The sequence below is a fragment of the Paenibacillus sp. ClWae2A genome, from assembly GCF_032452295.1.
Classification (GTDB): domain Bacteria; phylum Bacillota; class Bacilli; order Paenibacillales; family Paenibacillaceae; genus Paenibacillus.
Genome location: NZ_JAULSQ010000004.1, coordinates 22,188 through 47,514, shown reverse-complemented (window position 1 = coordinate 47,514; position 25,327 = coordinate 22,188). Strand labels below are relative to the sequence as shown.

25 protein-coding genes are annotated in these 25,327 nt (G+C 47.5%); 13 read left to right on the top strand and 12 right to left on the bottom strand.

Annotated elements, in window-relative coordinates:
- Window positions 1–186: 186 nt before the first annotated feature.
- Entirely contained in the window at window positions 187–2,499 is a 2,313-nt protein-coding gene (locus QVE09_RS14950; protein ID WP_315937419.1) for an ATP-dependent DNA helicase, read from the bottom strand.
- 169 nt (window positions 2,500–2,668) lie between these two features.
- Here QVE09_RS14950 and QVE09_RS14945 point away from each other — a divergent pair, with 169 nt between their 5' ends.
- From QVE09_RS14945 to QVE09_RS14930, 4 genes are all read left to right on the top strand, one after another.
- Window positions 2,669–2,881 carry a helix-turn-helix transcriptional regulator gene (locus QVE09_RS14945; RefSeq protein ID WP_036612923.1) on the top strand — a complete coding sequence of 71 codons (213 nt, stop codon included), beginning with the start codon at window positions 2,669–2,671 and terminating at the stop codon, window positions 2,879–2,881.
- Complete coding sequence (locus QVE09_RS14940; protein ID WP_315937418.1) at window positions 2,871–3,185, top strand: hypothetical protein; 315 nt, start codon at window positions 2,871–2,873, stop codon at window positions 3,183–3,185. Before QVE09_RS14945 ends, QVE09_RS14940 begins: the two co-directional genes overlap by 11 nt.
- Window positions 3,186–3,466: 281 nt before the next feature.
- Window positions 3,467–3,964, top strand: coding sequence for an antibiotic biosynthesis monooxygenase family protein (locus QVE09_RS14935; protein ID WP_315937417.1), 498 nt, complete (start codon window positions 3,467–3,469; stop codon window positions 3,962–3,964).
- A gap of 231 nt (window positions 3,965–4,195) precedes the next feature.
- Window positions 4,196–6,118: an LTA synthase family protein gene (locus QVE09_RS14930; RefSeq protein WP_397387049.1), complete on the top strand. Its 1,923-nt coding sequence runs from the start codon at window positions 4,196–4,198 to the stop codon at window positions 6,116–6,118.
- Between the two features lie 95 nt (window positions 6,119–6,213).
- Here the strand turns inward: QVE09_RS14930 and QVE09_RS14925 are convergent, their stop codons facing one another.
- From QVE09_RS14925 to cidR, 5 genes are all read right to left on the bottom strand, one after another.
- A complete protein-coding gene (locus QVE09_RS14925) occupies window positions 6,214–6,774 on the bottom strand; it encodes a hypothetical protein (RefSeq protein ID WP_315937415.1) in 561 nt (186 codons plus the stop codon).
- A gap of 155 nt (window positions 6,775–6,929) precedes the next feature.
- Window positions 6,930–7,601, bottom strand: coding sequence for a GNAT family N-acetyltransferase (locus tag QVE09_RS14920; RefSeq protein WP_315937414.1), 672 nt, complete (start codon window positions 7,599–7,601; stop codon window positions 6,930–6,932).
- Window positions 7,602–7,645: 44 nt separating this feature from the next.
- The gene (locus tag QVE09_RS14915; RefSeq protein WP_315937413.1) at window positions 7,646–8,320 is read right to left on the bottom strand and encodes a GNAT family N-acetyltransferase; all 675 of its coding nucleotides are present in this window, start codon (window positions 8,318–8,320) and stop codon (window positions 7,646–7,648) included.
- Window positions 8,321–8,574: 254 nt separating this feature from the next.
- Complete coding sequence (locus QVE09_RS14910; RefSeq protein ID WP_315937412.1) at window positions 8,575–9,432, bottom strand: carbon-nitrogen hydrolase family protein; 858 nt, start codon at window positions 9,430–9,432, stop codon at window positions 8,575–8,577.
- A 110-nt stretch (window positions 9,433–9,542) separates the two neighbouring features.
- The gene (cidR, locus tag QVE09_RS14905; RefSeq protein ID WP_315937411.1) at window positions 9,543–10,427 is read right to left on the bottom strand and encodes a cidABC operon transcriptional activator CidR; all 885 of its coding nucleotides are present in this window, start codon (window positions 10,425–10,427) and stop codon (window positions 9,543–9,545) included.
- Between the two features lie 285 nt (window positions 10,428–10,712).
- Here cidR and QVE09_RS14900 point away from each other — a divergent pair, with 285 nt between their 5' ends.
- The 5 genes from QVE09_RS14900 (at window position 10,713) to QVE09_RS14880 (ending at window position 14,125) form a co-directional block, all read left to right on the top strand.
- Window positions 10,713–11,084, top strand: a complete 372-nt coding sequence (locus tag QVE09_RS14900) for a CidA/LrgA family protein (protein ID WP_307541481.1) — start codon at window positions 10,713–10,715, stop codon at window positions 11,082–11,084.
- A complete protein-coding gene (locus QVE09_RS14895) occupies window positions 11,081–11,761 on the top strand; it encodes an LrgB family protein (RefSeq protein WP_315937410.1) in 681 nt (226 codons plus the stop codon). The genes QVE09_RS14900 and QVE09_RS14895 overlap by 4 nt, the downstream gene beginning before the upstream one ends.
- A 105-nt stretch (window positions 11,762–11,866) precedes the next feature.
- The gene (locus QVE09_RS14890) at window positions 11,867–12,385 is read left to right on the top strand and encodes an AbrB/MazE/SpoVT family DNA-binding domain-containing protein (RefSeq protein WP_076209663.1); all 519 of its coding nucleotides are present in this window, start codon (window positions 11,867–11,869) and stop codon (window positions 12,383–12,385) included.
- 127 nt (window positions 12,386–12,512) lie between these two features.
- The gene (locus QVE09_RS14885; RefSeq protein WP_315937409.1) at window positions 12,513–13,208 is read left to right on the top strand and encodes a Crp/Fnr family transcriptional regulator; all 696 of its coding nucleotides are present in this window, start codon (window positions 12,513–12,515) and stop codon (window positions 13,206–13,208) included.
- A gap of 77 nt (window positions 13,209–13,285) precedes the next feature.
- Window positions 13,286–14,125, top strand: a complete 840-nt coding sequence (locus tag QVE09_RS14880; RefSeq protein ID WP_315937408.1) for a DNA alkylation repair protein — start codon at window positions 13,286–13,288, stop codon at window positions 14,123–14,125.
- A gap of 124 nt (window positions 14,126–14,249) precedes the next feature.
- Here QVE09_RS14880 and QVE09_RS14875 read toward each other — a convergent pair whose 3' ends face one another.
- Complete coding sequence (locus tag QVE09_RS14875; RefSeq protein ID WP_315937407.1) at window positions 14,250–14,630, bottom strand: DoxX family protein; 381 nt, start codon at window positions 14,628–14,630, stop codon at window positions 14,250–14,252.
- Between the two features lie 424 nt (window positions 14,631–15,054).
- On the opposite strand from QVE09_RS14875, the gene QVE09_RS14870 reads away from it, so the two are divergent.
- Window positions 15,055–15,354, top strand: coding sequence for a winged helix-turn-helix transcriptional regulator (locus QVE09_RS14870; RefSeq protein WP_026081419.1), 300 nt, complete (start codon window positions 15,055–15,057; stop codon window positions 15,352–15,354).
- Between the two features lie 104 nt (window positions 15,355–15,458).
- Here the strand turns inward: QVE09_RS14870 and QVE09_RS14865 are convergent, their stop codons facing one another.
- The 5 genes from QVE09_RS14865 to QVE09_RS14845 all read right to left on the bottom strand — a co-directional run bounded on the left by QVE09_RS14865 (window position 15,459) and on the right by QVE09_RS14845 (window position 21,633).
- The gene (locus QVE09_RS14865) at window positions 15,459–16,463 is read right to left on the bottom strand and encodes a Gfo/Idh/MocA family protein (RefSeq protein ID WP_315937406.1); all 1,005 of its coding nucleotides are present in this window, start codon (window positions 16,461–16,463) and stop codon (window positions 15,459–15,461) included.
- Window positions 16,464–16,531: 68 nt separating this feature from the next.
- Entirely contained in the window at window positions 16,532–18,190 is a 1,659-nt protein-coding gene (locus QVE09_RS14860) for a glycerol-3-phosphate dehydrogenase/oxidase (protein ID WP_315937405.1), read from the bottom strand.
- 395 nt (window positions 18,191–18,585) lie between these two features.
- Window positions 18,586–20,073 (bottom strand): glycerol kinase GlpK, encoded by a 1,488-nt coding sequence (gene glpK, locus QVE09_RS14855; protein ID WP_315937404.1) that lies wholly within the window; start codon window positions 20,071–20,073, stop codon window positions 18,586–18,588.
- 28 nt (window positions 20,074–20,101) lie between these two features.
- Window positions 20,102–20,671 (bottom strand): glycerol-3-phosphate responsive antiterminator, encoded by a 570-nt coding sequence (locus QVE09_RS14850; protein WP_315937403.1) that lies wholly within the window; start codon window positions 20,669–20,671, stop codon window positions 20,102–20,104.
- Between the two features lie 194 nt (window positions 20,672–20,865).
- Window positions 20,866–21,633 (bottom strand): GTP cyclohydrolase II, encoded by a 768-nt coding sequence (locus QVE09_RS14845; protein ID WP_315937402.1) that lies wholly within the window; start codon window positions 21,631–21,633, stop codon window positions 20,866–20,868.
- Between the two features lie 323 nt (window positions 21,634–21,956).
- Here QVE09_RS14845 and QVE09_RS14840 point away from each other — a divergent pair, with 323 nt between their 5' ends.
- Genes QVE09_RS14840 through QVE09_RS14830 form a run of 3 tightly spaced genes read left to right on the top strand, consistent with a single transcriptional unit; the run spans window position 21,957 to window position 25,074 of the window.
- The gene (locus QVE09_RS14840; RefSeq protein WP_315937401.1) at window positions 21,957–23,231 is read left to right on the top strand and encodes an ABC transporter substrate-binding protein; all 1,275 of its coding nucleotides are present in this window, start codon (window positions 21,957–21,959) and stop codon (window positions 23,229–23,231) included.
- A gap of 44 nt (window positions 23,232–23,275) precedes the next feature.
- Window positions 23,276–24,226, top strand: a complete 951-nt coding sequence (locus QVE09_RS14835) for a carbohydrate ABC transporter permease (protein WP_315937400.1) — start codon at window positions 23,276–23,278, stop codon at window positions 24,224–24,226.
- Between the two features lie 20 nt (window positions 24,227–24,246).
- Window positions 24,247–25,074, top strand: a complete 828-nt coding sequence (locus QVE09_RS14830; protein WP_091035913.1) for a carbohydrate ABC transporter permease — start codon at window positions 24,247–24,249, stop codon at window positions 25,072–25,074.
- Window positions 25,075–25,327: the final 253 nt, after the last annotated feature.

Here is a 25,327-nt window from a genome sequence, read left to right as displayed (position 1 = left end):
GATTGCTTTCGAAGCGGACCGCGGAACGGATAGGGTAATCGCCGTTGTTCGTTCGTTGCTAACCAAGTTATAACCCTTTCACCCTACCCTTCAATCATATAAAGGAAAGAAATCTGAAAAAAATGTTAAACTCTTGGTTCAGCATTTGCCTGAATTCCATTGAAATTGCTTTGGAGATGCATCCTATCAAATTCGTTTATAGTCCCGCCACTCCTCGGGCAGCAGGGAACGATACGGTTCTTGGATAAAACGATCGTCAACCAGCACCAACACACCCCTGTCTTCCTCTGTCCGAATCAGCCGTCCACCCGCCTGCAGCACCTTGTTCATACCGGGGAAAATATAGGCGTAATTGAATCCGTTACGTCCTGTCCGATCATAGTAATCACGTAATACGTTGTTCTCCAGCCCAATCTGCGGCAGCCCCGCACCTACCACGACAACGCCATTCAAGCGGTCTCCCGGCAGATCGACACCCTCCGAGAATACACCACCCATGACGGCAAATACCAATCGTGTTCGTTCAGGATTGGGCTGGAATCCATCAAGAAACTGCTCCCGTTCCAGTTCGTTCATGCCTTGCTTTTGTATGACCGTATCTGCTTCATTCGGAAGCTGTGCATAGGTTTCATAGATCTCGCGCATATAAGGATAGGACGGGAAGAACACCATGAGATTGCTACGCGGCCATTCACTTACCAGCTGTTGCAGCATCTCCGCAATGGGTCGCCGGGATTGCTCCCGATCCTTATAACGCACGGATAAGGGCAGGAGTCTCACATCCAATTGTTCGCGCTGAAATGGTGATGGAATCTGCAATGTATAATCCTCTTCCTCTGCACCCAGCATATCCCGATAATAACGAAGGGGTGACAATGTAGCCGAGAAATGAATGAGGGAGCGGAATCCTTTGGCCGTCTGACGAAGCAGTACCGAAGGATCGAGACAGAATAACTTCACTCTCACTTCACTTCGAACACACTCTGCATACGTAATAAAACGTTCATCATACAGCTTGGCAATACGCAGGAAATTCTGTGCTGTGAAGTAGGCATCCAACAGCAGTTGATCCGTCTCGGCATTCCCCGAGCCACCTTCAACAAGGCATTGCTCCGCGACCATGACAAAAGGCTCCAGCCGTTCAATCAGTTCCTCCGGTGCTTCTTGCTGAATGATCTTTCCTTCTTCTCCACCGTTCTTTCGAAGAGTAATCAGATACTTATCAATGGCCCCGGTGTAGTCAACAATAGCTTTGGCAGCAGGCACACTGCTGTCCAGCGACTGGAACTCCCGTTTCACATCTAGGAACACTGCCTTCTCCAGCTCAGCGGAAAACATCATTCGGCCACGATCGACCAGATTATGAGCCTCGTCCACCAGTAACACCGTCTTGCGTTTCTGCTCCTCCAACATTCTTTTCAGAGAGATCCTCGGATCGAAAATATAGTTATAATCGCAGATCACCGCATCGGCTGCATACGCCGCATCCAGTGAAAACTCAAACGGACACACCCGATGTTTGCGCGCATACTGCTCGATGACCGGACGTGTCATCAACGTCTCATGTTCCAGCATGTCCAGCACGGCCCCGTTAATACGGTCATAATACCCTTCACACATGCCGCACTGCCCCTTATCACAAGCTTCCTCTTCCTTAAAACATATCTTGTCCTTCGCGGTCAGACTGATCACATGCATCTTCAATCCTTCCGATTGCATCCGGGCAAAAGCTTCTTCTGCCGCCACCCGTGTCGTCGTCCTCGCGGTCAGATAGAACAATCGGCTTGCTTCGCCTTCGCCAATCGCTTTGACCGTGGGGAACAGCACGGACATCGTTTTACCAATGCCTGTTGGTGCTTTGGCCATCAATCCCTGGCCTTCACGAATGGTCTTGTACACGGCTCCTGCCAGCTTCCGCTGTCCCTCCCGGTATTTGCGAAAAGGAAACGGCAGCTCTTTCACACTGATATCACGCTTTTCTTCATATGCAGCGATCATCTCTGCATAAGGCGCATAACCGGCAATCACTTCTGCCGCAAACTGCTCCAGTTCCTGTCGTTCTGCCATTCGGCGAAACCGTCTTTCTTCATGGGTCACCGAATGCACGTACGTCAACTGCACTTGCATGCGTGGTTCATCTTGCTGAACAGCGTACATGTAGGCATACATCATGGCCTGCGCCCAGTGCACTGGAAGGCCTTCTCCCAGATCATCCAGATTGCCCGCAGTGGATTTGATCTCATCTACCGTCAACTGACCTTCCAGACGAATTAACCCGTCACATCGTCCCTCCACCACATAGGTCAGATCCCCATGTTGAATCTCAGTTTCGAGCACAATCTCTTTCAGATCCTCTTCTGTGTACTCCTTCTGTACCCGCTGATGGATTCGAGTTCCCTCCTGCATCGATGCATTGGTCCGGAACCCTGGACGTATGCTGCCACTGCGGTACACATACTCCACCAAAGGTCTAACCGATATCCGAATTGTTGTTGTCATACGATCACCCGTTCTGTTTGTAGTGATTATACTTTATCATGAAATATGCTTTTGGACACAGCACCACCTCGAAGAAGTGGAAAATATTATAAAGAGAGATTGACATCCCATCGTCGCATAAGTAAAGTTAACTTTACGTAAAGCGAACTTTACTTATGGGAGGATATACTTGCAAAATCTAATCAGAGACAAACGAATACATATGCACATCACACAGGAAGAACTGTCTCAACGGCTTAAGGTCTCCAGGCAGACCATCATATCGTTGGAATCCGGAAAGTACAAACCTTCTCTTGTGCTTGCTCACAAGCTTGCCCAATTATTTGGATGTCAGATCGAGGAATTATTTATATTTGAAGGAGATGAGAATATTGAGTTCTGAATTACTGAATCGGATGATCGGGATCGGTGGAATTGTAGCTGGTTTGTTATTTGCAATACTCATTATTTTTTTCACAAGGTTGATTGCAAAAAAGCACAACGGACTGGATGAGCGGTACCTCTATTGTATCACGAGAGCAAAAGCCTTCTCCTGGAATACGAGCACTATCAGTCTTGCTCTGGCATGGATCCTCGTAGTTATGCTAGACGGGATATCGCTTTCCTTTTTCATTATTACTGCAGTGTTTGTCATTCATTGTTTATCTTCTATTGCAGCAAACCTATACTACTCAGCTCGGAATTAGCCCACCTGTCCGATACATGTGAACCGATTGGACTCGCACAATCCCATATGCTATGTTGAGGTATATAAGTTGAACTAGTTAATGTTACACTTGCCACTCCGATGACAGAACAACCTTCCGATCGCTGTTATCCCCAGATTTTTTTGATCCCCCCTTAATGGGGAAAATCCGGTGATAAAGGCGCACGCTTCGCTTCTTCAGGTTATTTCTGTCCTCTGCGTTCTCGTGTAAACGTATAGTTTAACTTACATGGATTGTATTTAAATAAGGAGGCAGCTTCTATGTATATCTATTTGGTTCCTTCACCGATTCTGGATGCACTTGCTGCATACCCGCATCTGACTTTGCGAAGCGAAGAGCACGTGCGTCTGGCTATTGAATCCGCAGAACGCCTGATGAGTATTGAGTCTGATGATAAAATAGCCGCATATGAAGCTTTCGATGCCGCAGGCTCCTGGACTGGCGGTGGTTACGCTGTTCTCAACAATATCCCTGTCACAGAGGATGGTCGTAACGACTTCGAAGAACGGTTCAAGAACCGTGCCCGCAAGGTAGAAGACGAGCCTGGCTTTGTCGGTATTCGTGTGCTTCGTCCTCTGAAGGATGACACATATGTCGTACTTACACTCTGGCAGTCGGAGGAACATTTCAAAGACTGGCAGGAATCCCAAGCTTATAGTCACGCTCACCGTAACCGCAGTACAAGCGAAGGGCTGACTGCACAGAAGCCCACCATGTTCCCCAGACCTTCTTACGTCACAACGTACACTATAGAATAACGGATTGGGTCACGCCTGGCTTTTATCGCAATAGCCCATGTTTTTTCAAACCTCTTCCTGCATGGAAGAGGTTTTTTTGCCGTCAATTGTAGAAGGCTCTCATTTTTGACACAGCCATGCTGAGATAGGATAATACTTGTTAAATGAAACTTCGGAAGGGAAGGCGGTACCTTGTCACGCAGTTCACTCACCCGATTTCTAAGCGGACCGTTTATATTCTTTACCATCATCATGATGATCAAAAGCTCACTGGCCTGGATCGTTATCTTCGATGACATCCCTGTCTGGAAACCACTGCTGACCGAATTACCGCTCATCTGGATCGGCTTCTGTCTGATTGAGTGGTTTGCTGCCAAGCGACGGATGTGGATGTACCTTGCCGTGAATCTGCTGCTCTCGGGCATTTTCTTTGCAGCCATCATGTACTACAAATATTATGGTGTAATCGTTAACTATCACGCACTGGCACAGGTGAATCAGGTGACTTCAGTCAAGAGCAGCATGTTCTCTTTGCTTGATCCCTATTATTTGTTTATTTTTGCAGACGTACTGATCATTGGGGGGATACTCATTCGTCGTCGGATCAAGCTCGGGAGTACAGAACGCCCGAACCGCATTCCGCTTGAACGACGTGCCAGAAGACGTGTTGCTTCGGTCATACTGACCCTGTCCATGATCCTGTGCATGCTCAACATCTATCCCAATCGGGCCAGCATGAGTGAGCTTACACAAGCAGAACAGATGGGCATCCTCGGTTACGAGGCGTATACCATACTGGATCGACCTGATAAACCTGTGCCCATCGCTCACATTGATCAGACTGACATCGACCAACTGAAGCAAACGACTGAACTTCCTGCGATTGTGGAGCGGGGTGCCGCGAACGGACGCAATGTGATTATACTCCAGTTGGAATCGTTTCAGAACTTTCTGATTGGATTAGAGGTAGATGGACAGGAGATTACCCCTAATCTGAATCAATTGGCTAGACAGAGCCTGTATTTTCCAAACTTTTATCAACAAGTGGGACAGGGAAATACATCGGATGCAGAATTTGTTGTGAACACATCGTTCTACACCCCGCCGAACGGGGCAGCAACAACTGTATATGCGGATAAAGCTCTGCCGAGTCTACCCAAGTTGATGTCAGCAAACGGATATCAGACAGCCACATTCCATACAAATGGTGTTCGTTTCTGGAATCGGGATCAGTTATATAAGGCACTTGGATTCGACCAGTATTATGATATTGATTATTTCGGCACACAGGACTCTATCGCCTTTTCAGCCTCGGATGAAGTACTGTATTCCAAAACACTGGATAAGCTGGAATCCATGCAGTCTTCGGGTGATCCCTTCTATGCCCATATCATCTCCATGTCAGCCCACCACCCTTACACTTTGCCTAAAAACAAGGTGAAGCTGACTCTGCCAGAGCGTTACAAGGATACGTTGCCCGGTGATTATCTGATATCACAGCATTATGCCGATCAGGCGGTTGGACAGTTGATTGCTGGATTGAAGGAACGGGGATTATGGGAAAATAGCTTGTTCGTCTTGTACGGGGATCACCTGGGGCTTCCCATCTACTCACTGGATCGGGATGACAAAGTCCTTATGAAAGAGTTGTATGGTCGGGAATACATATCAGCAGATATGATTAATATTCCACTCATTATCTCGGCCCCGGGCGTTACCCCGGGTGTACAACTGGAACAGATCGGAGGCCAGGTGGACATTCTGCCAACGATTGCCGGACTCACCGGAGTATCGCTGAAGGACCAATTACACTTCGGACAGGATTTGCTGCGTGAAGGCGGAAATCTTCTACCCGAGCGCTATTACCTTCCTTCCGGGTCGGTACTAAACGATGCTTCTCTCTTCATACCTGCGAAAGGATACGGGGATGGGACGCATTACTCCCTAGCTGATGCGGGCAGACAGGATGAAGGGCAACAGCAGATAGATGTTTCTTTAGAAGAAGCGCCGATGATTTCGGCGGACAAAGTACCTTCAGCATTCACCACACCCAATAACAATGGGCAGTCTTCTTCACGGTTTATAACAAAGGAACAATATGATCGAGCATTGGATCTTGCACACTTGTCCAACAGTTATCTAAGCCAGCTACCGGATCGAAAGACTACACAATAATTGAATCTTTTCACTCGAACTCATCCATGCGGCGACCTTCCTCTTTACCATAGAGAGAACGGTCGCTATTTATATTACGGAACCAGACTAGTGGCCTATCCATTCGTGAGCAGACCATCAAAGAGCCAGTTGCCTTCCTCAGAACGAATGAAATAGAAATCCAATGCACCGTTTCCATCAGACCATACTATAGCCATATGTAAAATGACACGATCTGAATCCAGAGGATTAAATCCACGGTACTCCAAATTATTCAGGCTAACGTTATGCATAAAAGGGACTTCGTAATCCCCCTGTTCCAGTTTCGAAATAATGATATTGTTCTGCCGCGAAATTTCTATGTTCGGAGAAGACACCGATTCAAGATATGTATAGTTATTGGATCGCATCGCCGCCATCAGTTTAAACGTTATGTTCATCGTTTCTCTTAAACTTACTACTTCTTCTTGCTCTTTTGCGTCTTTTGCATCTTTTTCCTTCTGGTTGTTCCGTACTTGCTCCTGCAGCAGTTCATTTTCCTTCCGCATTTGTTCGGTATTTATGACATCCTTGCGTTCCCTCTCCTGTACATCTGGTAGGGAAGCATCGTCACTCGAACTGCAGGCTGTTAAAAATAAAGCGAGCATCCATATCAATAAGATTCTGCTTTTTCTCATCTAATCCCCTCCTTAATAAAAATGAATAGAAACACATATCATCCATATTTATGGTAACATATCCCATACGAAAGAAAATACATCTTGTTTATTCTGAAAAATAAACAAAAAAAAGACCCGAACCCTGTTAGTCCAGGCTCGGGTCTTTCATATGATTACAACGGCAATAATGCAACAGACTTACGAGTAGTCAATTGCTCTACCATGGCAAGCCATTCCTGCGGTTTGTTTGGTAACACCGCATAATAACGATTCAGGAAATCAGCCACCAGACTTGCTGGCAGTTCACCAAGCGACTCATCGCCTGGCATGAAGCACAGATCCAATCCGCCAACCGCTTCGCCGTCCCCTTGCCAGGATGGATGAACATACGGGAAGTCCAGACGCTGGTATCCCAGATGGGACAATACTTCGCGACGTACATACGGGTCCATCGGCTTGATGCCACCAAACTCGTGATCCTGACTCAGATAAGGGTTATAGATTTCGGCAAACATGCCGAACAATTCTTTCCCTTTTGCTGCAGCCAGCTTTTGTAGATCACGCTTGCGGTGATTCGCCAGGAAACTGCCGATCCCCAGTCCTTCGCGCCCAATAATCGTAAAGTCCGTCATGGCTACGTTCCAGTCCTCGTAATAACGGTACTCTGTCGCCCCAACAACCTGTCCCTCATGCACAGCCACGAACACCCGAATACCCGGATCTTCCAGCGGTTCTTCCCACAGGGGGAAGTCCAGCACTTCTTCCCGCGGGAAAATCTCCTGCATCAACTTGTGCATTTGAGCAAACAATGGATCTTTAATGGATGTAATACGCGTGAATTCCATGAATAAATACCCCCTCAATTGAATGATGTATTTCATTTGTTTTTTTATTTGAACGGATTCCGCCACTCCATCAGGGCAGCATAATTACAGGATTCCTCATCGTCCAGATAGTCTGCGGTCACACCAACAGGCATGCGGCCACAGCGAAGCAGGAACGATATCACCGGGTCACGCCTCTCTCCCGCTGCTACCTGATCCAGATATTCCTGCGCAGACAGTTGGTCTGCAACCAGATGATAACCGGGCATTCTACCAGCACCTAGTAACCGATCCATCCCCTGAGCGATGACAAGGTGGTACATCGCCTGCATCATAAGCTGAGCCAGTCCCCATTTGCGGTACTTTGGACGAACACAGAGATCGACAATATACAGCGTGTTGCCATCCGGCTGGTGGTTACGAATATAACCGTCATCTGTTACTTCGGCCCAGGTATGACTTGCTGGATGTGCAGGGTCCCACTGCATCCGTAGCGAGGTCATTGAGCCAGCCAATTCTCCATCGACTTCAATACAGATGGCACCCTCCGGGTAATGCTGCACATGACTGGTGAGCTGCTCGTGACTCCAGAGCAGCTCTTCCGGATAAGGAGGAGGGAAACTCTCCGCCTGAATGCGAATGAGTTCCTCAAAGTCGGCTGTAACATAATTGCGAACGACTGCTTTTACCCTTTTGCCACTTCGCTCAGGGTCGGTAATCAGCATTTCTTTGGTATACATGTTGCCGGGTCACCCCTTTCCACTGACAAATGAACTCCAAAACTCTGTTTTGCTTCGGTTTTAATTATGTGTTCAAAAAGGTCGGTTTTCAGTACCGAGAAGATGGGATGAAGCTAGAAATGGAGTAGCGGAGCGTAGGGAAGACTACGTGAGCAACGGACATTTCGGCTGAATTCCATATTCGATGCTGATGATGCCACTAGGCATCCTTCGTAATCAAAAGCGGGCTTTTTGAACAACCTCTATAAGGTTGCCTACTCCCAATCGGTATATAGATCAGTACGGCGGTCACGCCAGGTCGTTACTGATCCACGTTCACGCACCTCATACAACAAATCCAGATCCAGATCGGCGGTCACAATCATATCGTTGTTAATCTCACCCTCGGCCAGAATGCCACGTGGCGGAAACGGGATATCATTCGGCGTAATAATGGCAGCCTGTCCATAGTTGGCACGCATGAAGTCAACGGTCGGCAGGTTACCCACTGTTCCGGTTAACACAACATACACCTGATTCTCCACCGCGCGGGCATGACTCGTATAACGCACACGGTAGAATCCGTGACGATCGTCCGTGCAGGAGGGACAGAAAATCACGTCAGCGCCTTTGGCTTTGGCCATCCGTACAATTTCCGGAAATTCAATATCGTAACAGGTCAGCATGGCAATACGGCCTTTATCGGTGTCGAACACCTCAAGTCCATCTCCGGGAGCCATATTCCATTCCTGAACTTCGGTTGGTGTAATGTGAATCTTGTCCTGGCGCACGATGCGACCATCCGGGTAGAACATGTGGGCTGTATTATACAGTTTCCCTTCACGGCGAATGACGTGGGTTCCCCCGATGACGTGCATGCCATACTTGGCAGCAAGTGACGTGAACAGTTGTTCATATTGCTCCGTAAAGTTTGGCAGATCCTCAATCGTCAGTGCATTGCCTTGTTCGTCCCCAATGGACATTAATTGCGTTGTGAAAAATTCAGGGAACAGCACAAATTCGGTTCCGTATTCACTCGCTGTCCGTATGTAATGCTCAGCCTGAGCGGCGAACTGCTCAAACGAGCTGATTGTATGCAATTGGTATTGTACAGCGGATACCCGCAGTTTCATGTTCGTACACCTCCACATTATTATGCTTCCATTGTAACAACGATCCGGGGTCAACAAAAGAATATTTACACTAGGCACAACAATGACAGAATAACCTTCCAATCGCTTCCTTACTCACCCAGCATCGACTGTGTGAATCCAATCCACTCTCTCGTGGCAAAAGACAAATAACGATCTTTCCGCCAGATCATCCCGAGCTGCCATGGAATCACCGGTTCCACCACAGGTATAATACGCACGCGCATATGGTCCACCTCACGACAGATCGTCTCCGGCAATAAGGCTACACCCAGATTGGCGGCAACCATCGCGCTGAGCAGATCCCACTGAGAGCTCTCATATACCACCCGGGGTTGGAACCCGGCCTCCTGACAGGCCACAATAATCCGGTCATGCAATGCAAAATCTTCCCGAAACAATACAAAAGCGTCATTTTCCAGTTCATGCAGCGCAACCGACTCTTTCCCCGCAAGTGGATGTGAAGGGTGCACAAGCAGATTCAGCTTCTCTTTGACAAACACAAAATGATCCAACAGTTCATCCACGGTTGGCAGTACGGCAACGCCAATATCCAGCGCACCACTGATCACATCGGCCTCCACTTTTTTGGCACCATCCTCAAACAGCTGAATGGTCACCTGCGGGTAGGCTTTGTGAAATTCACCAATGATCATGGGGAAAAAGCTGGAGCCCACCATCGGCGGCAAGCCAATCCGCAGATGGCCTTTCTTCAAGTTCATCAGATCGTCCAATTCGGACGAAAGACTGCGGAATGATTTTTCAATCTCAAGTGCCTGCCGAAAAAACACATGACCTGCATCGGTTAGTTCCACCTTTTTGCCATAACGGTCCAGTAGCGTGATACCCAATTCCTCTTCAAGACTCTTGACGGTCTTGCTGATTGTAGGCTGGGTGATATACAGAACTTCGGCGGCTTTTGTGAAGCTCTGCTGCCGGGCAACTTCTAAAAAATATTGCAAATGGCGGATATCCATTGGTTGATTCCCACCTCTCATAGATAAATGGAATAGTAAACATTCTTAATATGCATTTTACTCATGAAAGAATGCCATGTAAAATTTATGATATCAAATGAATCATTTTCATAATACCTTTGGCTGCTTCAATCAGGGCTAGATATAGATCAAAACGATTCAATTTGTCTATATCTAGTTACATAAATTCACTTTTAGTGAGTTATGAAATTGATTCAAGCAACGTTTCCATTCATTTTCATAATAACTTAAACGATTACGTTGATTATACAAGGAGGGATTGAAGTGAAGAAATGGGGCCTTGGTATTGCACAGGTTGCGCTCTTAATGGTTTTTTCACTGCTCATGGACCTGCTGGCCCGTACTCTCCACCTTCCTGTACCGGGTTCGATACTCGGTATGGTCGTGTTATTCATTCTGCTTCAGACCCGTGTCGTGAAGCTGCGCTGGATTGAAGTTGGAGCGGCCTGGCTGCTCGGTGAACTATTGTTATTTTTTATCCCGTCAGCCGTTGGCATTATGAACTATATGCCCATGCTGGAGCATGACGGACTGCAGATTTTATTCATCGTACTACTTAGTACTTTCCTGGTCATGTCCTGCACAGGCCTGGTTGCTACACGAATTGCCAAACGAAAGGGGCGTCACACCGGATGATTGGATTTCTCTGCCTGTTGTTAACCGTCGGTATCTATGGGGTCGCCAAACGAATGTATCGTAATCTCCCGAAAGTATATATGTCTCCACTGCTCATTACGCCGCTGCTTGTTGTTGGCATATTGCTTGCAACCGGAACGGATTATGCCACGTATAGCAGTGGCGGCAAATGGCTGAGTCTGCTTCTCCAACCGGCCACCGTGGCTTTTGCCGTACCGCTCTACACCTTTTTCCATGTGCTCAAAAAACATATTTCCGAGATTGTCTTCAGTGTCATGACCGGATCAGTCGTTGCAGTGCTCTCTTCTGCCCTGCTCGCCAAATGGTTGCGTCTGGATTCCGGTCTCATTCATAGTCTGATCCCAAGATCGATTACTACACCCATTGCTATGAATGTATCCGCTACAATCGGTGGCATACCCGCAGTGACGGCTGTTTTTGTTATTATGACTGGTCTGCTTGGTGTTATTATGGGGCCTTCGATCGTCAAAATGCTGCGCATCGATGGGGAGATTGCACGAGGCACACTGTTTGGAACCGGTGCCCATGGCACAGGGACATCCAAGGCATTTGAACTAAGTTCCCTGACAGGTACCATCTCCAGCATCTCCATGGTGCTCGCTGCATTGTTCACTTTAGCCGTTGCACCCATCCTCTCCAAACTTATTTTCCCATAATAGATGGAATTATCCCACTTTTTTGAAATATTATTGTTGTATTAAAGCCCTTTCTTCCTTACAATAAGGACAGGTTTTAATTGAGAATATTGCGGGGGAGATGCGATGAAAAGAACCGGAATGAAGAGATCTCTGGACCGTCTTGGACGAATTGTCCTTCCCAAAGAAATGCGGGATACGATGGAAATCCATATCGGCGATCCGCTTGAGTTTTTCATTGAAGGGAAAGAGTTGATTTTAAGAAAGTACAAATCAACATTATGTATTTTTTGCGGTGATGTAGATACGGAAATGTATTTCAAAGAACAATTCATCTGCCGGACTTGTGCAATTCAATTAAAACACCCGGATGACTCTCCCGACTGGTTCGTACCTCAGAACAAACAGGCTCCTGCACCCGTGGAGCGTCCTGCTTCCAAATCCGCCTCAGTCTCATCTCCCGCTAGGGAAGAAGGGACCACAGCTGACAACCAAGAATATCCGGATCTGCGGCCGAAAACGGCGCGCATGCTGCAACAGATGAAAGAGATTGTTGAACAGAATCCTGGTTTGGCTCAACAGCAAATTGCGGAAAAGCTTGGCATCAGCCAAGGACGCGTCTCTCAATTAAAAAAGTTACTATAATCAGAATGGTATTGGATCATTTATAGTCAGAAGACCTTCCAATTCAGGAAGTCCCGCTGCAAGAGAACCCGTTGTTTATCTTGGGTTCTTCTTTTTTTATATTCATATCGTAATGGAAAGGAGTTCTATGGATAAAATTCTGTATTTATCACAATTTGACCTCATGTCCTCCTTGTCAGAGGCAGACCTGATTGAAATGGATGAGATGACTTCTATTACGACCATACCCAAAAACAGACAGATCCAGACACCGGATACGTTTACAGAAGGATTCTATTTTGTAAAAAGGGGAAAGGTTCGTTTATATACATTAAATCCGGAGGGCAAGCAGTTCACTCTCGATATTTTGACGGAAGGTAACGTGTTTGGAGAAATGAACGGAATCTCACTCGGAACACGTGCCGTTTATATCGAAACGATGGAGGAGTGTGATATTTGCCTGATGAACAAACAACGTTTTGAACATTTTCTGATTGAACATCCGGAATTTATGATGAGACTGATGAACGTACTAAGCGAGCGGATCAAACGAATGAGCGAGTTGACACAGACGCTTGCACTCGGAAACCTGCATGAAAAGGTGATACATAATCTCTTCCGACTGGCTGAACAGATGGGATGGATCGAAGAGAATGAGTACTGCCGGATTCAACTCGCGCTTACCCATCAGGAGATTGCCTGGATGGCGGGAGCTACACGGGAATCGGTTACGATTGTCATGCAAGACTTGGCAAAAACTGGCCGTATTCGTACCGGATTCAAATCAGTCTCCCTTCATCGTGACGAAATCGCCACCCTCGGGAAAATCACTACCCACTTGTAAGATGCCTTACATCCCTGTTCTCCAGCAAGTTGTACTGTATAACTCATGATGTTATACAACCAAGGAGGAATATACTGTTGGATGCTAAGCCAGATCTATTTATCCCTGAAGACATTCTTCTTCGCAAAGGTGCCCGTAAAGCAACGGAAATCCCGGAGCATATCCGCAATTGGCTACAAGCAGGACATATCGAATCGGTCAATCTGACCGAATGGCTGGCTGTAGATCATGTTTCTCTTTTTGAGAAGGTTACCCATGAATGGGGAATGGATGCCGAAACCAGTGCAATTACAGAGCAGTTAACACAGATGGATGAGCAGCGGATCATGAAAATCATCCCGGCCATAGCCATGCAATGGCTTAATCTGTTGAAACGTCTAACAATGAATGAACAAACGTGTCTCTTTCGTTCCATTGCAGAGCATCGTTCAGACAGTGTTCGCTGCTGGGCGGCTTATATCATTGGGCTGGATTCCGGTCTGAACCTGACTGAAAAGTTGGAGCATATTCGGCCCTTTGCAGCAGATCATCACTTTGGTGTAAGAGAAATCGCCTGGATGGCTGTACGGGAGTCCATCTCTGCCGAATTATCCTCAGCCTTGCAACAGTTAATCCCATGGAGCGTTGACCCTGATCCACTGATCCGTCGATTTGCCATAGAATCAATCAGACCTCGTGGCGTCTGGGCCAAGCATATTCAGGAGTTAAAAGAAAATCCGGCCATGGCCCTTCCCTTGCTTGACGCGGTGAAATCCGATGCCCATAAGTATGTGCAGGATTCGGTAAGTAACTGGCTGAACGACGCCAGCAAGACGAATCCAGAGTGGGTGCGGCAGGTCTGTGCCACTTGGACTCAGCAGTCGGATACCAAACATACGCAGCGAATCGTTAAACGTGCCACGCGAAGTCTTTCATAAAAAAGATGACCACCGCTCACTGGCAGTGGTCATCTTCTGCATAGGCATCCAGGTTTACATTCCTTTTGACAGGAATACCTTTTCCTCGGTAAATAGCCCAATAACGTTCCCTCTTATCTTTAACTTACACCTGAATCGCGTCCATCTGGCCTTCTTCTTCCGCTTCCAATCTGCGCATGCCCACCACCAGAACAATGATGTTAGCTACCAACAACACAGCCGGGAACGGAACAGCAGCGTATTGTGCATAGATCAGATGACTTCCCACGGCCCCAATCAGAATGAATGTCAGTATGCCAGAAGCCAGGATGCGAGTACGTGGAATCAGCAGTCCTACAGCACTAAGCAACTCCGCAGCGCCCAGCAGATACATCGTCCATGTCGGATAAGAGAAACTTTCGAATGTCTGAATTATCATATCTGCCCCACTAATCTTGTTAAACCCCGTCATGACGAAGACACCTGCTAACACAACCAGAAAAACGTAACCCAAAATCTTGTTCATATGTAGATCCTCCTGTAACAAATTATATGTTCCTACTATGTAATGATTATTTTTGCTGCACATTGTAAAAAAAGAATCTATGTAAAAGTTCCCAAAGGTCACTCTGTTTTCAACCGTTCAGCCCAGTTCAATTTTCAGAATAGTACGCGTTCATATTATACGTATTATTTATCACCAACTTACTTTTGTGAAGTTAGTATATAATAATAATATAATTTCTTCAAGTAATTTTTCACTGTATGATGTATAATACATACAAAAGGTATGTTACAGTATATTTTGTAGTAACCCTCATTTACTTGGATGTCCTATATTCTTAAAGCGGCAGAAACCATGTCCTTTCATATACAACCTGCGAAGAAAATAATCATGAATCGAGGTGAACACGTTGAAACTGAAAAAAGTAAAAGCACCAAGTCCCTGTATGATCACTCAAGCCATAGACATCATAGGCAAGAAGTGGGTACTGTTAATCATGTACCAACTGTTGTCCGGACCCAAGCGGTTTACGGAGCTTGAAGCAGAGATGGCGATCAGTGGACGACTTTTATCGGAGCGATTGAAGGAAATGGAGACGGAAGGTATCGTAACCCGGCATATGTTTCCCGAGATACCTCCCCGTGTAGAGTATGAATTAACACCTAAAGGCAGAGCCATTGAACCTGTCATTGATCAGATCTACAGTTGGTCTTCCGACTGGTTGAAACAGCAGAAATCCGAGTAGTTGAATTGCTGCTCAATACTCTCTACTCAACACAAATACGCCTGAATCAGGCTGATCTGCGGATCATTCCCTGATTCAGGCGTATTTATATTACCTTCAACCATTTAATGAGAAAGATGCTTTGAAGGCTTAAGCTGTACCGGCAGACCGGAATCTGCCGATGCCAAGGCCGCCGTTGTAATCTCCTGTGTACGGCAGGCATCCGCATAATCGGACAGGATCTGTGAACGGTCTCCCGTACGCAGGGCATGAATGAACGCTTCATTCTCACGCTCATATGGATTATGTCCTGCCGGAATCTCCAGGCCTGCCATCGCATGTGTTGCGGCACTTGGCAGAAGCAAACGTTCCGGCGTCCAATCCCACACGCCGGCATCCGTGTAGAACTGAAGCCCTGCGCCGCCCTCTCCGTCTGGCAACAGACATGTATTGGCGATACTGGCAATCGCTCCACTTTCCAGCTTGAGCGTCACATTCGCCACATCAGCAACGGTGACATGCTCATGCTTCTCATGCATGCTTCGCTGAGCTGCTACAGCATATACCTCCGTAACTTCTCCTGCACAATACCGAAGCAAGTCTACAATATGTGTCGTCTGCTCTACAAATTGTCCTCCTGAACCATCCTGACGCCGCCACCAGGCAACCCCTGGCATTCCGCCCATCCACCGGCCAAGAGCCATGCCGACCGTCTGTTCTTTCATCGCTTGCTGCAGGACCTGCGCAGCCTCCTGATAACGGAAATGGTAACCGACAGAGGTTAACAATCCGCTCTTTTGCACCTGATCCAATACCTGACGCGGAACGTCCATTCCGGTGCTTAAAGGTTTCTCCACCAGGAATGGAATACCGCGGCGGAGTAATTCCGACTCAATCGATCCGTGAGACATCGGAGGCACACAGATATACACCGCATCCAGCTTCTCACCATCCAGCATATGTTCAAGTTCCCCGTAACCAACAGCATCATAGACGGAGGCCATAGCCTCTGCCTTTTCGAGCGATGTTCCACAGACACTCGCAACACGAACACCTTCCATCCGTGCGAGAATATCCGCGTGCACCTTACTGAACCAGCCTGTTCCAATGATTCCGATCTGTAGTGTCATGGATGTAATCCCCTCTCTATGTTACACGCTTACATGTTCCATTCGACTCTCGACCTTGAAATCCTGCCTCAGATTTTGCCGGATGCTTCCAGCAACAGCTGATCCAGTTCCTGTGTATGCTTAACCTCTTGCTCTTCAGACCAGTTCAAACGACCTGCCATATACGAGATAACCGCTGCTTTATAGCGACGAACTTCGTCAATGCGGAAGAATAAATCACCTGTTCTTCGTACCAAAAAGTCAGACGGGGTTACAGCCATCTCTTCATCAATCGCGTAACGTAACATCAGCAATAGCTCCTGTGGCATGCCATGAAGCTCGGACTTCGTGCGTGGATCGGGCATCCGCTCATACAGTGCCTCCACATTGGAACCATACGTGCGAACCAGCCGCTCAGCAGCAGGTCGAGCAAGCCCAAGGGCGACACCGTCCTTAATCTTGCGCTCTGCATACGATACAAATCCAGCCGAACCCCCTACATCACCGCCGGAGATGGGCATCTTCTTGGTTACGCAAGGGCCTATGGAATGTCCTCTCTCCTGCTCCATCTGGCGTGCGACCAGATCAACGACCATCTCGGCCATTTTACGGTATCCGGTTAACTTGCCCCCGGCAATCGTAATCAGATTGGATTCGGATACCCAGACTTCATCTTTACGTGAAATTTCGGAAGGATTCTTGCCTTCCTCATGAATTAGTGGACGCACACCCGCCCATCCGGATTCCACGTCCCCGGTACCAATGTGTACATCTGGAAACATGCCATTAACTGCATCAATCACATAATCGCGATCCGACTCGGAAATTTGCGGGTGTGCAGGATCGTCCTGATATACAGTGTCGGTTGTGCCTACATAGGTTTTGCCATCACGTGGGACAGCAAATACCATTCGACCATCTGGTGTATCAAAATAAACTGCCTGCCTCAATGGGAATCGTTCACCATCAAAGACCAAATGAATGCCTTTGGTCATCTGCAGCGTTTTCCCCTGACGCGAACCATCCAATTCCCGCAGACCGTCCACCCATGGACCAGAAGCGTTGATCACCTTGCTTGCTTTCAGCGTATAGGTCTGCCCATCGATCTGATCCATAGCTTCGATACCTGTAATCTTGCCATTCTCCTTCAGGAACCCTTTCGCCTTGACGTAGTTCACTGCCTGTGCCCCACGTTTGACAGCTTCTTTCATGACTTCAATGGTGAGCCTGGCATCATCAGTCCGGTACTCCACATAGAGTCCACCACCCAACAACCCCTGTTTGCGTAATAAAGGTTCACTATCTGACACCGCTCCAGCACTCAACATTTGGCGTCGTTCACTACGCTTCACCCCGGCGAGCCGATCATACACCATCAGTCCAATGGATGTGCTGAAGCGGCCGAACGTGCCTGCCGTATAGATCGGTAACAACATCGGTTCCGGTGTTGTCACATGTGGCCCATTCTCATAAACGACAGCCCGCTCCCGTCCTACCTCAGCAACCATCTTCACTTCATATTGCTTCAAATATCGCAATCCGCCATGGACAAGTTTGGTCGATCGACTGGATGTACCTGCTGCAAAATCCTGCATTTCTACAAGCGCTGTCTTCAATCCACGGGAAGCCGCGTCCAATGCAATCCCTGCGCCTGTAATCCCACCACCAATAATTAATACGTCAAAATGTACATTCGCCATGTTTTGCAAATATTCGGTCCGGTGTGCTGACGAGAACGTTGCTGTCATTCTTAAACCTCCCATTAATTTCCTTAATGTTTCCGTAAAAAAACAAAAAAAGGACCACGTCATTCGCTCAGCAATTGCTGAGCGGTACGTGGTCCCTCCCGATCTCCAGACATCATTTTTTAACTTGTGCCTTTATCCTATCACAGATTTTTGACGGCGTGAAGTCCTGAAATGACACATTATTCAAAAAAAATTCAAAAAGTTGTTCTGCCAGAGGATGGAATTTCAAATGAATCCACTAACCATATTTTTTTCCTTATAGTGGTTATATATTTTGCCTCATCCAGGAAGAATAACCCTGTAAATCATGCATCATTTTCCACCAGTAAATATCATTTATAACATATGTTTAGTTAAAAAGTACAAATACCCACACCAAGGAATATTCACTTCTTTTATTTAAAAGCCATCGCTGCGTTCACTGCACGCTTCCAGCCTGCATACAGTTCTGTTCGTTGTTGCTCAGCCATAACAGGCTGGAAGACACGCTCTGTATTTTCATGATCGGTCAATTCATCCGCGTTCGTCCAATAGCCAACCGCCAATCCTGCCAGATAAGCTGCACCCAATGCAGTCGTTTCATTCACCGTTGGGCGTTCGACAGGAATGCCCAGAATATCACTCTGGAATTGCATGAGAAAATCATTCGCCGCTGCTCCTCCATCCACACGCAGAGCATGCACGGGAATACCCGAGTCGGATTCCATTGCCTCCAATACATCTTTGGTCTGATACGCCAACGCTTCAAGCGTAGCACGGATAAAGTGTTCCTTCGTCGTGCCTCGGGTCAGGCCAAACACCGCACCCTTAACCTCACTATCCCAATACGGACTGCCCAGTCCCACAAATGCAGGCACCATATAAACGCCGTCTGTCGAAGGCACACGTGAGGCGTAATCCTCGCTGTCTTTTGAAGAGCGAAGCATTCTTAATCCATCACGCAGCCACTGAACCGCTGAACCTGCAACAAAAATGCTGCCTTCGAGTGCATATTCAATCTTGCCATTCATGCCCCAGGCAATCGTCGTAATCAGTCCGTGATTGGATTGTACCGGGTTCTCTCCCGTATTCATAAGCATGAAACAACCGGTACCATATGTATTTTTCATACTGCCCTTGGTGTAACAGCCCTGACCAAACATCGCTGCCTGCTGATCTCCTGCTGCTCCCGCAATCGGAATCCGATGACCGAAGAAATGATAGTCTGTTGTGTGTGCATACACCTCGGATGAACCTCGCACTTCTGGCAGCATGGCCTTGGGAATGTCGAGTATATCCAACAATTCGTCATCCCATTGCAGATCATAGATGTTATAGATCAGGGTACGTGAGGCATTGGATATATCCGTGACATGTGTCCCCCCGCTCAGTTTCCAGATCAGCCAGCTATCAATCGTGCCAAACAGCACTTCACCCTTCTCTGCCCGCTCCCGGGCACCAGGGACATGATCCAGAATCCACTTCACCTTTGTTCCCGAGAAGTAGGGATCGATCAGTAATCCTGTTTTGCGGCGGAAAAGGTCCCCGAGTCCCTGTGTCTTCAATTCTTCACAGATATCTGCGGTCTGTCTGGATTGCCATACCACAGCATTATAGATGGGTCTGCCTGTTTCTTTGTCCCATACCACGACCGTCTCCCGTTGATTCGTAATTCCAATTCCAGCAATTTGAACAGGTTTGATTCCGCTCTCTGCCAGACATGAAGCCATCACGGCAAGAATGGAGCTCCAGATTTCGTTGGCATTCTGCTCTACCCAGCCTGGTTTGGGGAAATATTGCGGGAATTCCTGCTGTGCAATGTGCACAATCTCTCCGCCACGGTTAAACAGAATAGCTCGGGAGCTTGTTGTTCCCTGATCCAGAGCCAATATATATTTTTCCATACAGATAACCTCCTGTTGTGGGTTCTTTTTACGGTGTAAGCGATTTCCCAAAGTGTCGGATCAGATCTGCGTTGGATGTGGTCACTGCCGTAGCCCCGACGCCAAGCGCAAGTTCAACCTCTTCCGGTGATCGAATCAATCCTCCTGCAATAATAGGGATACCCGTACGCACAGATACTTCCGCAATAATATGCGGAATAACGCCAGGTAGTACTTCAATATAATCAGGTTGGGTTTTGGCCAGCAACAGATAACTTTTCTCCAGTGCATGGGTATCCAGCAGAAAAATACGTTGAATTGCTGTAATGCCTTTCTGCTTTGCCTTCTGAATGACACTCGCTCGCGTAGAAATCAGTCCTGCCGGGCGAATATGCTGACACAGATACTCTGCCGCATACTCATCGTTTTTTAATCCTTGGACCAGATCTGCATGCAAAAGTATCTTTTTGTCATACCGCCGCGCCTCGTCCATTACACTCTGAAGCTGAGCAATATGAGTTTCCAGCATCACCCCATAGGTATAAGGGCCTTCAATCATCGCTTCAAACTGCTTCATGCTCTTTGCAGCCGGCAATATACGTTGTCCCTCAAATGGCACCTTCGTTCCTCCCGCATTCATCAGATGACTATATTGTATAATCCGCACTGTGGGAACGGCAAGCCATTCCATGAATCAAGAAAACCTGATTAGCCACATCATCATCAATATAAAAAAAGCCGCTGCTGTACTTCTCCATAACGGAGAGTACACCAACGACTAATCAACTAATCGATTACGTCTATTAATAATGATTAAGCCTGCGCATGCGGAAGCAGCGTCTCTGCCCCAGCCCATCCATCACTTTCAGCCAAGTGACCGGAACGGTTCACTTTGGTTTGCAGATATTTCTCGTTGAATGCAGAGCGATCTCCCCACAGTGGTACACGTCCGCCCACATTCAATCCCGCTTCCTGCAAGGCAGCCAGCTTCCGTGGATTGTTGGTGATCAATGTAACCGGTGCGGAGCGAAGCGCACGCAATACAGCAATCGCGTCGTCATAATTACGAGCATCGTCCGTGAATCCGAGTTGCAAGTTCGCATCTACCGTATCCAGACCTTCTTCTTGCAAAATGTACGCCATGGCTTTGCTGAACAGACCAATGCCACGTCCCTCATGGTTCGCAAGATAGAACAGTGCACCCGCTCCGTGAGCGGCGATCATTTTCATGGATTGCTCCAATTGGAAGCCACAATCACAGCGTTTGCTGCCAAAGATGTCGCCTGTATGACAGATGCTGTGCATCCGGATCAGTGCTTCTTGCGCGTCAGCAAAGTCACCATATACCAGAACACTGGATTGTTGACGCTCTGCCAGTTCAGCAGCAGCAAGGGATTCAATCAACTCCCCGCTCTCCATCGCTTTGTCTGACTTCATCCAGCTGTACCACTGGAATGTCTTGGTCTCCCCATCGAGGTTAACCGGGAGCTTGATTGGTCCCACCAGGTATATGAACTCTTTTCCACTCGGAAAAGTCTGAATTTTGGGGGCAAGCAGTTGAATAATATGTGAATTGATCATTGTCGTTCCTCCTGTTTAGGCCAACTTGTATGTTGATTGATTCGCATCCAGAGTGAATTTGGATCACTTGGATGTTATATAGTACGTATCTATATTATTCTCATCATCATTAGTTACTTTATGTAAGTTAGTTTAGAATAAAAATTATAATGTGTCAAGTAACTTTTATTTTTACAGTAACTGATAAAATTTATGGTAGCATTTGTCACAAATTTGTGTTTCAATTCAAGAATATTGGGTATGAGTTTATAAACTGCTCATACACTAATGTTGTAGTCCAAAGCACTTCATGCCTCGAACTTAACGATGAGGGGGTAATACACATGATCCGCCGGAAAAGAACATGCTGGACAGCCATACTGATGGTCTGCGTCCTGCTCATAAGCGGATGCTCCATCTGGCCCGGACAGGACGATTCAGCGAGCAACAAAAAGGTAGCGCTTACATTATGGTACTGGAATCGTTCCATCGATGATAAGTTGATTGCCAGGGCTAAGGAAAAGTTCCCCAATATCGAACTGACAGCTCAGAAAATCGGCGGTGATTTCAAGGCAAAGCTCAAAACAACACTCGCTGCACGCTCAGGTGAACCAGACATTGTAGCATTGAATGACTGGATCATGGAGCTATTCCCCAGTGAGGACCGTTTCTATAATCTATATGATCTCGGTGCAGGAGATATTGAAGATCAATATCTCCCGTGGAAATGGAAGCAAGGTGTTACGCCAAGTGGACAGATGATCGGTTTCCCGATGGATACGGGGCCAACGGCCCTCTTCTACCGAGAAGATCTGTTCAAGGAGGCCGGACTGCCATCTAATCCCGAAGACGTTACACGCCAGATCAACAGCTGGGATGCATATGCTGCTGCCGGAGAACAGCTCAAGGAAAAATTCGGAGGCAAGGTTTTTCTAACCGATAATATTGCAACCGTTTACAACCAAGTCATATCACAGTCCGCGGAGCGTTATTTCCGGCCAGACGGGTCCTTTATCGGCATGGATTCCCCTACTGTGGGCAAGAGCTGGGATACGGCCGTTGCTTTTAAAGAGAAGGGACTGCTTGCCAATGCAGATGGCTGGACTCCGGGCTGGAACGCCGCGATGAATAATGGTGAAATCGCCTCTTTCGTAGGTGCTGTCTGGATGAAACAAGTTCTTCAAGAAGCCGCTCCGGATACATCCGGGAAGTGGCGGGTTGCTCGGGCACCGGGGGGAGATGGCAATAACGGGGGATCATTCCTGTCCATCCTGAAGTCGAGTGAACATCCTCAGGAAGCCTTTGAACTGGTTCGCTGGCTGCAAAGTCCCGAAAATCAATTGGAGCAATATCAGACATTGAACCTGTTCCCTTCTGCACCAGGTGTGTTTGATGACCCCGCCATGAAAGAAAAAGAACCTTTCTTCGGTGGACAGGCGACAGGGCCTGTATTTGCCGAGTCGGCGCAGGATGTGCCGGATGCTTTCTTTGGCGAACGATACCCATCCGTACACAACATTATCACCCGGCGGCTGAATGATGTCGCGAAGCAAAATGCCGATCCAGAGCAAGTCTGGACGGATACGGTACACCGCGTCGAGCGGGAATTGCAGCGTTAACCTGAAGAACGTGTGGTTTCGTTATCCGCAAAGGAGGAATTCATATGGCTGTAACTGAACCTCGTCTTACTCCCGATCCCGGAAATGCAAGACCTGATCTGGATCGGCAGAAGTCACTATGGGCGAGAATATGGGAACATCGTGCACTCTATGTTGCGATATCGCCGTTTTATATTCTGTTTGCGGTATTTGGCTTGTTCCCAATCGGGTTCTCACTCTATCTGGCTTTTCATAAATGGGATGGCATCGGTGTCATGACGTACAACGGGTTCAACAACTTCAAATACATGCTGACCGATGCCGAGTTCTGGCAAGCCGTGGGCAACACGTTCATGATCTGGATCTATTCAACGATTCCAATGCTCTTCTTCGCCCTGATTATTGCCTTTTTGCTGCATGCACCATTTGTGAAGTTCCGTACCCTGTTTCGGGTCGGTTATTTCCTGCCAAACGTCACATCCATCGTGGCGGTAGCCATTATCTTCGGTGCCTTATTTGCCAACAATTATGGCTTTCTCAATTATCTGTTGCAGTCGGTCGGGCTACCGGTTGTGGAGTGGCTTAATGCACCATGGGGCATTAAAGTCGCAATCTCCTCCATGGTGGTCTGGCGCTGGACTGGATATAACGCCGTCATCTACCTCGCCGGACTTCAGAGTATTCCGCAGACATTATACGAAGCGGCCAAGATTGATGGCGCATCAGCGATACAGTCCTTTTTCAGAATTACAATTCCGATGCTGCGTCCTGTGATCCTGTTCACGGTCATTACATCAACGATCGGGGGTATGCAACTGTTCACCGAGCCTCAAGTGTTGGTAGGTAATGATGGTGGCGCGGGTGCAGCAGGCATGACGATTGTATTGTATCTCTACCGTGAATCCTTCATTAACAATTACTTCGGATATGGCGCTGCCGTTGGTTGGGGCATGTTCCTCATTATCGCCCTGTTCTCGATTGTGAACTGGAAGCTTGTTCAAGGCAAATCATCCTGATGTGACAAGGGGGAGCGCTTATGGCGTCCAAACACCTCAAATCGCTGGTGTTGTATACCGGTCTTATCGGGGGCATGCTCATATCCATGTTCCCGTTCTATTGGCTGATTGTAATGTCTACCCGGACAACGTCCGATATCTACAAGTTTCCACCGCAGCTCTGGTTCGGGGGCGAATTGTGGAATAATATTACGCGGGTTTTACAGCAGATTGACTTCTGGGGCGCCTTTCTGAATACGTTGTTTGTGTCGGGCCTCGTGACTATTCTTGTACTGTTTTTTGACTCACTGGCGGGGTTTGCGTTTGCGAAGTTTGAATTTCCCGGCAAAAAGTGGCTCTTCATCTTGCTGCTCGCGACCATGATGGTACCTTCCCAGCTGTCGCTGGTGCCTTCCTTCGTACTCATGGCTACGTTCGGCTGGGTCGGTTCCTTCAAAGCCCTCATTATTCCAGGCATGGTGAACGCCTTTGGCATCTTCTGGATTCGCCAGTATGCAACAGAGTCGATTCCGAACGATCTGCTGGATGCAGGCCGCATCGACGGCTGTAATTTCTTCCGCCTCTATTGGAACGTGGCACTGCCAATTCTGCGACCTGCCTTTGCTTTCCTCGGCGCGTTCACCTTTATCGGCGTATGGAATGATTATCTGTGGCCTTTGATCGTCCTGACGGATGAACGAAAATATACGTTGCAGATTGCGTTATCTCAATTAAACGGGTTGTATAACACAGACTATGCGATGGTCATCGCTGGTACGTTGCTTGCCGTCATTCCACTCATCGTTATGTTCCTGTTCATCAGCCGTCAATTTATTTCAGATATTGCCGCGGGGGCAGTGAAGGACTAAGGTTGTGGCATTTTGATCCATCCCTCAAGTCTGATATTCTTATCTATAGATGAAATAACAGATGCCATATAAGTTGGATGAATAGCGCCACGTGCACGAAGGGGACAGAAAGGGCCTGAAGAAATGAAATGTTCGCATTTATAACCAAATTTCTCCCTTTGAAGAGGGAATCAAAGAAATTTGGGGATAACGGCGATTGGAAGGCTTTCTGTACCCGAAGTGTTAACGTGTAACAGCATTCATTCACTTATAT